The sequence below is a fragment of the Patulibacter brassicae genome (assembly GCF_033949425.1).
GTDB classification, from domain to species: domain Bacteria; phylum Actinomycetota; class Thermoleophilia; order Solirubrobacterales; family Solirubrobacteraceae; genus Patulibacter; species Patulibacter brassicae.
On record NZ_JAXAVX010000010.1, the window covers coordinates 83,674 to 95,660 of the forward strand.

The following is an 11,987-nucleotide window of genomic DNA, read 5'->3' on the forward strand; positions in this document are numbered from 1 at the left end:
CCCGTCGGGGACGTGCGCCGCTCGCGGCCGGCGGCGCTAGACCGCGTCGTCGGGGTCGAGGACCCGCGCCGCGACCGCCAGCGCGTCGCGGATGGCGCCGGCGTCGTGGACGCGGAAGACCCGGGCGCCCGCGGCGAGGGCCAGGACGTTCGTCGCGATCGTGCCCGCGAGTCGCTGCCGTGGGTCGTCGCGCCCCGTGAGCCGGCCGAGGAAGCTCTTTCGCGAGGTGCCGACGAGGACCCGGGGGCCGATCGCGACGATCTCGTCGAGGCGCCGCAGCAGGGCCAGGTTGTGCTCGACCGTCTTGCCGAACCCGACCCCCGGGTCCAGGTCGATCCGCTCCGCGCGCACGCCCGCCGTTCGAGCGACGGCGAGGCGCTCCTCGAGGAACACCCGGACCTCGGCCACGACGTCGTCGTAGACCGGGTCCCGCTGCATCGTGCGCGGCTCGCCGCGCATGTGCATGAGGCAGCAGCGCACGTCGCGCTCGGCGACGAGCGCGAGCATCTCCGGATCGCCGCGGAGCCCCGTCACGTCGTTGACGTAGCGGGCCCCGGCGTCGATGGCCGCCGCGGCGACGGCGGCCTTCGTCGTGTCGACGGAGAGCGTCGTGTCGGGCAGGCGCGCCGCGAGCTCCTCGATGACCGGCAAGACGCGCCGCAGCTCCTCGGCCTCGGGCACCGGGTCGGCACCGGGACGCGTGGACTCGCCGCCGACGTCGAGGATCGCCGCACCCGCCGCCGCGAGCTCGAGGCCGTGACGGACCGCGGCGTCGCGGTCGAACCACTCGCCGCCGTCGCTGAAGGAGTCGGGCGTGACGTTCACCACGCCCATGACCTCGAACGCGGGCACGCCCGAGAGGGTAGAGCGCGCGCCCTGCGGCGAGCCGCGCGGACGGCCCTGAACGACGACGCGCCGCCCGGGGGCGGCGCGTCGCGCAGGAGGTGCGGTGGTCGTCCTAGATCCGGCGCGGCCGCTGCGGGCCGTCCCCGGCGTCCATCGCGGTGCCGAGGCCCGGACGCGGGAGCGGGCGCGGCGCGGGGCGCTCGCTGCGCTCCTCGTCGGCGGTGCTCGGCGCGCCCGGCGGCAGCGACGGCGGATCGTCGTGGAAGACGTCGTCCTCGTCACGACCGTCGAGCAGGGCGAGGAACTCGTCGCGCTCGATCGTCTCGCGGCGGATGAGGATCTCCGAGATCCGGTTGAGCGCCTCGCGGTGCTCGTTCAGCAGGTCCGTCGCGCGCTGGTGGGCGCTCTCGACGATCCGGCGGATCTCGTCGTCGATCTCGCGGGCGATCTCGTCGGAGTAGTCCGGCTCGGAGGCCATGTCGCGGCCGAGGAACGGCTGGCCGTGGTTGTGGCCGAAGACGCGCGGGCCGAGCCGCTCGCTCATGCCGAACCGCATGACCATCTGCTTCGCCGACGAGGTGACCTTCTCGAGGTCGTTCGACGCGCCCGTCGTGATCTCGCCGAAGACGATCTCCTCCGCGGCGCGGCCGCCGAGGGTCATCGCCATCTGGTCCAGCAGCTGCGCGCGCGTCGTGAGGAACTTGTCCTCGGACGGCATCGAGATCGTGTAGCCGAGCGCCTGGCCGCGCCCGACGACGGAGATCTTGTGGACCGGGTCCGCGTGCTCGAGGAAGTGGCCCACGAAGGCGTGGCCCATCTCGTGGTACGCGGTGATCTCCCGCTCCTTCTCCGTCATCACGCGGGTCTTCTTCTCCGGACCCGCGATCACCCGCATGATGCCCTCCTCGAGCTCGTGCTGGGTGATCTGCTTCTTGCCCGTGCGGGCGGCGAGGAGCGCGGCCTCGTTGACGAGGTTCGCCAGGTCGGCGCCGGTGAAGCCCGGCGTCTGCCCGGCCAGCGCCTCGACCTCGATGTCGCCCGCCAGCGGCTTGCCGCGCGTGTGGACCTCGAGGATCTTCGCCCGGCCCTTGCGGTCGGGCCGGTCGACGACGATCTGGCGGTCGAAGCGGCCCGGGCGCAGGAGCGCCGGGTCGAGGATGTCCGGGCGGTTCGTGGCGGCGATGAGGATGATGTTGTCCGTCATCGTGAAGCCGTCCATCTCCACCAGGAGCTGGTTCAGCGTCTGCTCGCGCTCGTCGTGACCGCCGCCCATGCCGGCGCCGCGGTGGCGGCCGACGGCGTCGATCTCGTCCATGAAGATGATGCACGGCGAGTTCTGCTTCGCCTGCTCGAAGAGGTCGCGGACGCGGCTGGCGCCGACGCCGACGAACATCTCGACGAAGTCCGAGCCCGAGATCGAGAAGAAGGGGACGCCCGCCTCGCCGGCCACGGCGCGCGCGAGGAGCGTCTTGCCGGTGCCCGGGGGGCCGAAGAGCAGGACGCCCTTCGGGATCCGCGCGCCGAGCGCCTGGAACTTCTTCGGGTTCTCGAGGAACTCCTTGATCTCGTGGAGCTCCTCCACGGCCTCGTCGGCGCCGGCGACGTCGCGGAAGGTGATCTTCGGCGCGTCGACCGACATCTTCTTCGCGCGGGACTTGCCGAAGGACATGACCTTCGAGCCGCCGCCCTGGACCTGGTTCATGATGAGGAACCAGAGCCCGATGAAGAGGATGAACGGGATCGTGTAGGCGAGGATCTGCCACAGGCCCGAGGTCCGCGACGACTTCACGTCGTAGTTCGCGAGCTTGCGATCGCTGGCCGCCTGCTGGAGCATCCCCTCCAGCTGCGGGCCGAACGCCGGGATGTACCCGACCTCGTAGGTCTTGTCGCTCTTCAGCGTGACCTTGAGCGAGTTGTCCTTCGTCTGGACGACGACGTTCTTGAGCTCGCCGTTGTCCAGCTGGGACTGGAACTCGTTGAAGGTCGCCTTGACCGTCGACTCGCTCGTGATGACCCGCTGCGCGAAGAACGCGAGCAGCAGGACGATGAGGATCGGGAAGAGGGCGCTCTTGAAGAACCGGTTCATGGGGTTGGTCGACCCCGGACCGTCACGTCGACGGGCACCCAGGGCCGAGGGCCAAGCGTAGCAATGGCGCTGTAACCGCCTCGCCGCATCAGTGTTGTGATCCGGTTCACGTGTCGGCGGCGGTTCAGCCGGCGGCCGCGACGGCCTCGTCGGTGAGGGCCGCGACGTAGGGCAGGTTGCGGTACCGCTGATCGAGATCGAGGCCGTAGCCGACGGCGTAGCGGTCGGGCAGCTCGAAGCCCGTGTACCGGATCGGGACGTCGACCTCGGCGCGGCTCGGCTTCGTCAGCAGCGAGCAGACCTCCAGCGACGCGGGCTTGCGCGAGCTGAGGTTGCGCAGGAGGTACTGGAGGGTCAGGCCCGAGTCGATGATGTCCTCGACGATCAGGACGTGCTTGCCCTCGATCGACTTGTCGAGGTCCTTGAGGATCCGCACGACCCCGCTGGACCGGGTCGAGGAGCCGTAGGAGGACACGGCCATGAAGTCGACCTGGCACGGCACCGTCAGCTGGCGCATGAGGTCGGCGACGAAGAGCACCGCCCCCTTCAGCACGCAGACGAGGTGGATCTCGCGCGCGGGCGGCCCGGCGTAGTCGGCGCTGATCTCGGCTCCGAGGACCTCCACCCGCCGGCGGAGCTCGTCCGACTGGATGAGGATCTCGCCGATGTTCGGGTCGCGCACCGGGCCGAGTGTAGATGAGTCGCCGCGCGGGGCCGGCGGGTCCCCGCGCGATCCGGACGGGCGTCCGGGTGCGTCGCGCCCGCGCCCGCCGACCGCTGCGCGCGCGGCTCGGCGCGTCTTCCCCTTCAGCGCAGCGGCGTCGGCTCGACGCGCAGCTCGGCGGCGGCCACGACGACCCGCACGCCGTCGCCGAGGTCGAGCGCGGCCGGGTCGCGCGAACCTGCGGCGAGGGCCAGGACGTCCTCGAGCCGCCGCTCGACCCGCGGAGCGGGCCGACCGAGCGCGTCCTCGGCGAGCCGTCGCAGCGCCCGGCGGGCGATCGCCGGCGGAGCGGCCCGCAGCGCCGCGGCGTCGAGCGTCGGCGGGTCGCCGGCGCGCACGAGCGACGCGCCGGCCGCCGTCAGCGCGGCCTCGTCCTCGCGCGCGCGCTCGGCGGTGCGCACGAGCGTGCCGATCGCGCGCTCGTCGATCGCGGCCGCGGCCCGCAGGAGGGCGCGCACCCGCCCCCGGGGTCCGACCGGGTTGGCCGGGTCCTCGCGCCAGTCGAGCCCGCGCGCGGTGCACCAGGCGGCGGTCGCGCGCCGCGCGACGCCGGCCGCGAGCAGCGGTCGCACGATCCCGCGTCCGGGGTCCCGGTCCGCCATCCCGCCGAGCGCGCGGAGGCCGGGCGAGGAGAGGGCGCGCAGGACGACCGTCTCGGCCTGGTCGTCGATCGTGTGCGCGAGGGCGACCGGCGCCGGTCCGCCCGGCCCGCCCCAGGACCGCGCCGCGCGCGCGAGCGCGTCCGCGCGGCCGGCGCGCGCCCACGCGCCCGTCGACCCGGCGCGCGGTGGCGTCCCGAGGCGCAGCTGCCGGCACGCCACGCCGAGTCGGCGCGCGATCCCGGCGACGTGGCGGGCGTCGCGGTCCGCGTCCGCACCGCGCAGGCCGTGGTGGACGTGGACCGCGAGGACCGCGTCCGGCCCGGCGATCCGGACGGCGAGGTCGAGCAGGCAGACCGAGTCGCGGCCCCCCGAGCAGCCGACGACCACCGGCGCGCCGGCGGCGAGCGTCCCGGTCGCGGCGACCCGGCCCGCGAGGTCGCCGGCCGGAGCGGCGCTCATCGCCCGCCGGCGACGTCGGCGAGGTAGAGGGCCGTGGGCTCGCGGAACCCCTTCAACCGGACCGCGCCGATCGGATCGAACCGCAGGTGCGCGCCGGCCGCGGCGACGACGGGCTCGGTGACGACCACCTCGCCCCCGCCCGCACGGGCCACGACGCGGGCCGCGAGGTTCACCTCCCGTCCGAAGTAGTCGCCGTCGCGGAAGAGGACCTCGCCGTGGTGCACGCCGATGCGCGGCCGCGGCTCGTCCGGGTGCAGGGCCTGGAAGCCGACCGCCCAGTCGACGAGCGCCGCGAGGTCGTCCGCGATCACCATCACCTCGTCGCCGATCGTCTTGAGGATCCGCGCGTCGTCGGGGAGCGAGAGCTCGACGGCGTCGACGAACCGCTCGACGACCTCGACCGCCTCCTCGTCGCCCTGCTCGTCGGTCAGCCGGGTGTACCCGGCGAGGTCGGCGAAGGCGATCGCCACGCGCAGCCGCCCGAGCCCGAGCAGCGTCTCCTCGTCCAGCGCCTGCTCGACGAGGCTCACGGCGTCCTGCTCGATGAACCAGTCGAGCGAGCGCCGGTGCACGTGACGGATGATCGGGTCCGCCAGCGGCCGGACCTCGCGGGCGAGGTCCGCCAGCTCCGCGGCGGCCGCGAGCGGCTCGCCGCCGTCCCGCACGGCGGGGTCGCGGACGTAGAGCCGGAACATCCGCACCTCCGCGTCGGCCACCCGCCCGAGCGCCTGCCCGTACACGCGGGCGAGCTGCAGGAGCGCCACGAGCGGGTACCCGGCGTCGAGCGCGCGCGCCACGTGGCGGAAGAGCTCGACGTCGGTCGGCGTCATCCGCTCGATCGCGTCCTCGGAGAAGCCGAACGCCTCGGCGATCCGCCGCACGAGCGCGACCTGCAGCCCGGTCTCGCGCGCCACGTCGGCGATCGAGACGTGCTCGGTCGTGCCGGTCACGACCTCGCCGAGGTAGTCCAGCGCCAGCGAGCTGCGCGTGGTGACCTCGGCGATCTCGGCGAGCGAGCGGCCGCGGAGCCGCAGCCGCTGGACGATCCGGGCGCGGTGGAGCGACCGCGTCGACCAGGACCCGTCCTCCTCCACCGGGACGAGCCCCTCGCGGGCCCAGCGACGCAGCGTGCTCGTCGAGACGCCCACGAGCGCGGCGATCCGCTCGACCGGGACGGGCGTCGGGGCGGCGACGCCGGCCGTCTGGCGGCGAGACCCGGCGGGGTCCCGCCGCCGGCGGGCATCGCGGCCCGCACCGTCGGCCGTCGACGCTCGTCCCCGGCGGGGGCGGCGCCTCGCGGATGGCGCACCATCCACGCGCTGGCCTGAGGTCGGTTCCGGTGCCTCAGTCATACACCGCCCCCTGACACCCCGTCAAGGCGAGCGCGCCCCGTCAGGCCGCGGGGTCGGAGGGGTCCCGTGGCGCGACGCGCTCGAGGCGCGCCTCCAGCGCGTCGACGCGCGCCGCGAGCCGCCGGACGTCCTCGGCGGACGCCGGCCGGGCCTCGTCGAGCGAGCGCCCGAGCCGTCCGAGGGCCTGCTGGAGCTCATCGGCGAGCTGCCCGGCACCGACCGTGCCCGCGCTCGAGAGGTCGCCGACGGTGTCGCGCATCCGCCCCACGACCTGGCCGAGCTCGTCGGCGAGCGTCTCCGCGCGCGTGCGCGTGGAGGTCGCGGTGGCGACGAGCGCCTGGTCGACCGCCCGGCGGACGGCCTCGACGCGGGCGCGCCGCGGATCGACGGCGTCCTCGGGGGTGGGCGGCGGGTCGGGCTCCACGGCCCGGAGTCTAGAGGGGCTCCCGGCGCGCGACCGGCGGCGCCGGCGGGCCGCGGGCCCCGGCGCGGCGCTTATCCTCGCCGCCCGTGCGGCCGCTCCCTCCGATGCTCCACCTCGTCAACCCCGTCGCCGAGCGGGCGATCGTCCTCGGGGACCCCGGCCGGGCGCTCGAGCTGGCGCAGTCGCTGCTCGAGCGGCCGCTCATGAGCAACCACCAGCGCGGGCTGTGGGGCTACACCGGGCGAGCCGCCGACGGCGAGCCGCTCACGATCCAGTCCACCGGCACCGGCGGCCCGAGCGCCGTGGCCGTGCTCACCGAGCTCGCCGCGGCCGGGGTCCGGCGCGTCGTGCGCGCCGGCTCGGCGATCGCGGTGGAGCCCGATCGCCCGAACCTCCCCCACGTCGTCTCCGCGGCGGTCGCGGCCGACGGCGCGAGCGCCGCGCTCGGCCTCGGCCCGACCGCGGCGCCCGAGGCGGGGCTCGCCGAGCGGCTGGACGTGGCGTGCGACGGGCGCTCGGTCGCCGTCCTGAGCGTCGACCTGCTGCCGCAGGACGGCGGGCCGGTGCCGTCGCTGGACGGCATGGACGCGCTCGACCGGCAGACGGCGCCCCTGCTCGGCGCCGCCGCACGGCTCGGCGTGCCCGCGGCGGCGGTGCTGGCGTTCCCGCGGGGCGACGAGGACGAGGCCGCGCGCGCCGCGTGGTGGCGGGCGCTCGGCGCGGCCGCCGCGGCGGCGCTCGTCGACGCGACGGCGGCCGGCTGAGGGTCGGCGTCGCGCGGCGGCTCAGTCCGCCTTGCGCGCGTCGCCCAGGGCCTGCTCGATCCGGTCGAGCTGCGCGGCGATCGCGTCGAGCCGCTCCTGGTCCGCGCGCCCGCCGAGGCCGGCGAGGCGGTCGTCGAGCCGGTCCACGGCGTCCTCGATCGCCTCGAGCCGCTGCGAGACGTTGCGCACCCGGCGGGTCAGCCGCTCGATGTCGGCGGCCGAGGGCACGTTCAGCGCGCCGAAGGCGGCCTCCTGCGCCTGGGTGGCGCGCTCGCGCACGTCCATCGCGCGCTGGACCGCGCCGGTCACCAGCGGACTGCCCAGCACCTCCTGCGCGAGCTTCCCGATCGTCTCCTCGCCGGCGCCCTTCACGCGCCCGCGCAGGTCCTTGCTCGGCTCTCCGGTCATGCTCAGCCTTCCGTCGCTCGTCGGGGCCGGCGAGGGACCGCCGGTCGGCGCAGCCTACGCCGTGGCGGCTCGCCGCACGCCGCGACGACCCCACGCGCGCGTGGAACGGCCCGGCGAGGCGCCTCGAACCGCCGGGGAGCCGTGGTAGGGTGGCGCGGCCGGCGTCCAGGGTGGGCTCTCGACGCCGTTCTCCAGGAGACTCTGAGGATCTATGTCGCTGTCGACGCGCAAGCTGCTGGCCGGCCTCACCGCTGCGGGTGCCGTGGCCGCCGGGTTCGGCGCCACGGTCCACCAGGCCGGGGCGGAGGCCCGCACGCTCGACGTCACCCTCGCCGGTGGGCGCGTCGTCCAGGTGACGGTCGACGTGCCGCCCGGCACGCCGGTCGACCAGATCCCGCTGCCCGACCTGGGCGCGCCGGTGATCCGGGTCGCCGACGCGGGCACCGCCGCGCCGGCCACGCCCGCCGAGTCGACGACCGGGGCCGCGGCCCCGACGGCGACCGACCAGGCCGCGCCGGCCGGTCGCGCGATCGCCGGCATCAGCGACGACAGCGGCGGCGACGGGCGGGACGCCGCCGAGCGAGCGGCGAAGGCCGACGCGGAGCGGGCGCAGGCCGCCGCCGAGCGGGCCGACGGTCGCAAGGTCACCCGTCGCTCGCAGCGCGACGCCGCCCAGCGCGCCGCCGCCGGCGAGGTCAACGAGCCCGATCCGCTCGACCCCGGGACCGTGGAGTCGATCCCCGGTCCCGCGCCGGTCGGCGTGCCGAACTTCTTCATCGATCGGTTCCGGATCCCGCCGTTCCTGCTGCCGATCTACCAGGCCGCGGGCATCCAGTACGGCGTGCGGTGGGAGATCCTCGCGGCGATCAACGAGATCGAGACCGACTACGGCCGCAACCTCAACGTCTCCAGCGCGGGCGCGCTGGGCTGGATGCAGTTCATGCCGGCCACGTGGAAGGCCTACGGCGTCGACGCCAACGGGGACGGGGAGAAGGATCCGTACAACCCGGTCGACGCGATCTTCGCCGCGGCGCGGTACCTGCGGGCTGCGGGGGCGGAGAAGGACCTGCGCAAGGCGATCTTCGCCTACAACCACGCCGACTGGTACGTGGACTCGGTGCTGCTGCGCGCCCGGCTCGTCGGTGGGTTGCCGCCGGATCTCGTCGGCTCGTTGACGGGGTTGACGCAGGGCGTGTTCCCCGTCGCGGCGAAGGCGCGCTACGCGGGTGCGGACGCTGACGCGGTCGCGAAGCTCAAGAAGGTCAAGCGGACGAAGAACGCCGCGAGGACCGTCGACGCCGAGAAGGGCCGCGACTCGCTGGAGATCTTCTCCCGCAACGGGGCCGCCGCGATCGCCGTCCAGGACGGCGAGGTCGTGAAGGTCGGCGAGAACGCCCGGCTCGGGCGCTTCGTCCAGCTGCGCGACGCCTTCGGCAACACCTACACGTACGGCAACCTCAAGAAGGTCGCGACGTACTACCCGGTCCCGAAGCCGGCCGCCGTGGCGCGGTCCGAGCGCGAGGCGGCGGCCGCGAAGGACGAGCCCGGGAAGGATCCGGCGCCGACGAGCGCCGCGTCCGCCGGTACGCAGCGGTCCGCCGACGCCCCCGCGGCTCCCGCGCCGGAGGCCGCGACCGACGGCAAGCAGCGCGTCTTCGCCAACCCGGGTCGCCCGGGCGCCCAGGAGCACGGCGGCGCCGAGCAGCTCGCCAACGCGCAGCTGGCCGACGGCGGGTACTCCTCCTACCTCTCCGCGCTCCACGGCCTGTCGGCCAAGGACGTGACGCTGAAGCGCCTGAAGAAGGGCTCCCGCGTCCTCGCCGGCACGGTCCTCGGCCGCCTCGGCAACACCCCGCAGAACACGAACGACCAGGGCGAGGCGACGACGTCGCCGTTCCTGCGGTTCGAGGTCCGTCCGGTCGGGAAGGGCGCGCCGCGGATCGATCCCAAGCCGGTCCTCGACGGCTGGAAGCTGCTGGAGTCCACCGCGGTCTACCGCGCGAAGGGGTCCAACGCGTTCTTCGGCGAGAACGCGTCCGCCGGCCAGGTGCTGCTGATGAGCAAGGAGCAGCTCGTGCAGCGCGTCCTGGCCAACAAGGACCTCGACATCTACGGCGCGGGCCGCCAGGACATCGAGCGCGGCGCGATCGACCGGCGCGTCCTCGCGCTGCTGGAGTACCTCACCGCCAACGGCCTGCGACTGCAGATCACCTCGCTGAAGTCCGGGCACTCGATCCTGTCGAAGTCCGGCAACGTCTCCGAGCACTCCACCGGCACCGCGGTCGACATCGCCGCGGTGAACGGGATCCGGATCGAGCGAAAGACCCAGGGTGCGGGGTCGATCACCGATCAGACCAACCGGTTGATCCTGCAGTTGCAGGGCGCGATGAAGCCGCACCAGATCATCTCGCTGATGACCTACCCCGGGACCGACAACACGTTGTCGCTGCCCGATCACGACGATCACATCCACGTCGGGTACCGGCCGCAGATCACCGGCAGCACCAAGCTCGGCAAGCAGGTCGAGCAGGTGCTGAAGCCGGGTCAGTGGATCAAGCTCATCGATCGGATCAGCGAGATCGACAACCCGACGGTGCTCACGTCGCCGTCGAAGTACGCCATCAAGACGCCGAAGTCCGGCGACTGACGCCGCCGGTTCCGCCGGTGGCCGACGCCCGCTTCCGGATCGTCCGGCTCGAGGCCCCGGGACGCGTCGACGTCCCGGACGGCCGCTGGATGCTGCGCGGACACGCGAACCGTCCCGAGGCGGTCGTCGTCGTCGAGCACGTCGAGCGCCCGCGCTCGAGGTTCCGCCGCCGGCGCGGCGAGTCGGACGAGGCACCCGCGATCGACGCCGTCCGCCTGACGGTCATCGACGCGGATCCGCTCGACGTCGAGGACCCCGACCGCTGGCTGCACCGTGCCGACCCGCGGCCGCAGCTGGCCACCGCGCTGGAGCGCGTCGGGCGCCTGCTGCACCTGCACGCCGCCGCCGCCGAGGAGACCGATCCGCGCTCGGTCCGCGCACAGGACCTGAGCGCCGCCCTGCTGGGCTACGGCACCGGGGAGCAGGCCGCCGACGGGCAGCTCTCGCAGGCGCGTCCGATCACCGTCGCGAGCGCGGCCCCGCAGCGGGTGCGGCGCAGCGGCAGCGGCATGGGGCCCGACGAGCGGCTCGCGGACCTCCTCGCGGGCCGGGACGCCGTCCTGGCGGCGGAGCTCCTGACGCTCCGGGCGCGCGAGGACCTGCTGCGCGGTCGCACCCGCGAGGCCGCGCTCCAGCTGCGCGTCGCCGTCGAGGCGGCGATCGCCGAGCTGGAGCCATGGCGCGCGGCGCCCGAGCTCGGTCCGGCGATCGACCGCCTGCGCGACCAGCGCCGGGCGGTCGCCGACCTCGCGGCGGCCGCGGTCCGCGGCGGCCTCGACGAGGACCAGCTCGAGCTCGTGCGCAACCTCGTGCGCGAGACCACGACGGCCCTGCGCCGGCGCAACGACGGCCGGCGCGTCGGCGAGCGCTTCGCCTGAGCTACGAGGCCTCGAGGGCGTCGAGCGCCGCGAGGAGGCCCTGCAGCTCGGCGACGACGTCGCCGTCCAGCCGTGCCGCGGCCAGCTCGTCGTAGGGCGTCTCGCTCGTGGTGACGATCGCCACGCGGCCGCGATGGCGCAGCGTCGTCCGCGGCAGCTCGGCCACGGGATAGACGACGAGCGAGCTGCCGATGCAGAGCAGGACGTCCGCCCCGGCGGCCAGCTGCTCGGCCCGCTCGAGCGCCGCGACGGGCAGCATGTCGCCGAAGAGGACGACGTCGGGCTTCAGCACGCCGCCGCACTCCGCGCAGCGCGGCACGCCATCGGGGGCGGCCTCGATCCGCCGCAGCGTCTCCTCGAGGCTCGCCCGGGCGCCGCACGCCGGGCAGTGCGTGCCGGCGATCGAGCCGTGGAGCTCCACGACGTCCCGCGAGCCCGCCTTCTCGTGGAGCAGGTCGATGTTCTGGGTCAGCACGGCGTCGAGCCGGCCGCGCCGCTCGAGCTCCGCGAGCGTCCGGTGCGCGTCGTTGGGCCGCACGTCGCCGAGGACGGCGAAGCGGTGCCCGTAGAACGCCCAGAACCGCTGGGGGTCGCGCCGCCAGACGTCGACGTGCGCGACCTCCATCGGATCGACGTTCGCCCAGATCCCGGTCTGCGGGGTCCGGAAGTCCGGGATCCCGGACGGGACCGAGATCCCCGCCCCCGTGAGCGCGACGACCGAGCCCGCCTCGTGGACGAGGCGGGCCAGCCGCTCGTGCCGCTCGTCGTAGGAGGCGGGACCCGTCATCCGCGTCGGG

At 74.8% G+C, this 11,987-nt stretch carries 11 protein-coding genes; 3 read left to right on the forward strand and 8 right to left on the reverse strand.

The window, feature by feature from the left end; genetic code table 11:
- Positions 1-36: 36 nt before the first annotated feature.
- From folP to SK069_RS15850, 6 genes are all read right to left on the reverse strand, one after another.
- Positions 37-852, reverse strand: coding sequence for a dihydropteroate synthase (gene folP / locus SK069_RS15825; protein ID WP_319955218.1), 816 nt, complete (start codon positions 850-852; stop codon positions 37-39).
- A 106-nt stretch (positions 853-958) separates the two neighbouring features.
- Positions 959-2,932: an ATP-dependent zinc metalloprotease FtsH gene (gene ftsH / locus SK069_RS15830; protein WP_319955219.1), complete on the reverse strand. Its 1,974-nt coding sequence runs from the start codon at positions 2,930-2,932 to the stop codon at positions 959-961.
- 124 nt (positions 2,933-3,056) lie between these two features.
- Positions 3,057-3,614, reverse strand: a complete 558-nt coding sequence (gene hpt / locus SK069_RS15835; RefSeq protein ID WP_319955220.1) for a hypoxanthine phosphoribosyltransferase — start codon at positions 3,612-3,614, stop codon at positions 3,057-3,059.
- A 125-nt stretch (positions 3,615-3,739) separates the two neighbouring features.
- Positions 3,740-4,717 carry a tRNA lysidine(34) synthetase gene (locus tag SK069_RS15840; protein WP_319955221.1) on the reverse strand — a complete coding sequence of 326 codons (978 nt, stop codon included), beginning with the start codon at positions 4,715-4,717 and terminating at the stop codon, positions 3,740-3,742.
- Positions 4,714-5,865, reverse strand: a complete 1,152-nt coding sequence (locus SK069_RS15845) for an adenylate cyclase regulatory domain-containing protein (RefSeq protein ID WP_319955222.1) — start codon at positions 5,863-5,865, stop codon at positions 4,714-4,716. The genes SK069_RS15840 and SK069_RS15845 overlap by 4 nt, the downstream gene beginning before the upstream one ends.
- 244 nt (positions 5,866-6,109) lie before the next feature.
- Entirely contained in the window at positions 6,110-6,493 is a 384-nt protein-coding gene (locus tag SK069_RS15850) for a hypothetical protein (RefSeq protein ID WP_319955223.1), read from the reverse strand.
- A gap of 86 nt (positions 6,494-6,579) precedes the next feature.
- Here SK069_RS15850 and SK069_RS15855 point away from each other — a divergent pair, with 86 nt between their 5' ends.
- Positions 6,580-7,257: a phosphorylase family protein gene (locus tag SK069_RS15855; RefSeq protein WP_319955224.1), complete on the forward strand. Its 678-nt coding sequence runs from the start codon at positions 6,580-6,582 to the stop codon at positions 7,255-7,257.
- Positions 7,258-7,278: 21 nt separating this feature from the next.
- On the opposite strand, the gene SK069_RS15860 is transcribed toward SK069_RS15855, so the two are convergent.
- Positions 7,279-7,665 (reverse strand): hypothetical protein, encoded by a 387-nt coding sequence (locus tag SK069_RS15860; RefSeq protein WP_319955225.1) that lies wholly within the window; start codon positions 7,663-7,665, stop codon positions 7,279-7,281.
- 211 nt (positions 7,666-7,876) lie between these two features.
- Here SK069_RS15860 and SK069_RS15865 point away from each other — a divergent pair, with 211 nt between their 5' ends.
- Together SK069_RS15865 and SK069_RS15870 are read left to right on the forward strand one after the other, a co-directional pair.
- Positions 7,877-10,312: a lytic murein transglycosylase gene (locus SK069_RS15865; RefSeq protein WP_319955226.1), complete on the forward strand. Its 2,436-nt coding sequence runs from the start codon at positions 7,877-7,879 to the stop codon at positions 10,310-10,312.
- A 17-nt stretch (positions 10,313-10,329) separates the two neighbouring features.
- Positions 10,330-11,190, forward strand: a complete 861-nt coding sequence (locus tag SK069_RS15870; RefSeq protein ID WP_319955227.1) for a hypothetical protein — start codon at positions 10,330-10,332, stop codon at positions 11,188-11,190.
- Between the two features lies 1 nt (position 11,191).
- Here SK069_RS15870 and SK069_RS15875 read toward each other — a convergent pair whose 3' ends face one another.
- Positions 11,192-11,977, reverse strand: coding sequence for an SIR2 family NAD-dependent protein deacylase (locus SK069_RS15875; RefSeq protein ID WP_319955228.1), 786 nt, complete (start codon positions 11,975-11,977; stop codon positions 11,192-11,194).
- Between the last annotated feature and the right edge of the window lie 10 nt (positions 11,978-11,987).

Excerpts from the sequence above, each read along its gene's own strand:
- SK069_RS15840 (WP_319955221.1), bottom strand. The coding sequence starts at position 4,717 with ATGAGCGCCGCTCCGGCCGGCGACCTCGCGGGCCGGGTCGCCGCGACC.
- SK069_RS15860 (WP_319955225.1), bottom strand. The coding sequence starts at position 7,665 with ATGACCGGAGAGCCGAGCAAGGACCTGCGCGGGCGCGTGAAGGGCGCC.
- SK069_RS15875 (WP_319955228.1), bottom strand. The coding sequence starts at position 11,977 with ATGACGGGTCCCGCCTCCTACGACGAGCGGCACGAGCGGCTGGCCCGC.
- ftsH (WP_319955219.1), bottom strand. The coding sequence starts at position 2,932 with ATGAACCGGTTCTTCAAGAGCGCCCTCTTCCCGATCCTCATCGTCCTG.
- SK069_RS15865 (WP_319955226.1), top strand. The coding sequence starts at position 7,877 with ATGTCGCTGTCGACGCGCAAGCTGCTGGCCGGCCTCACCGCTGCGGGT.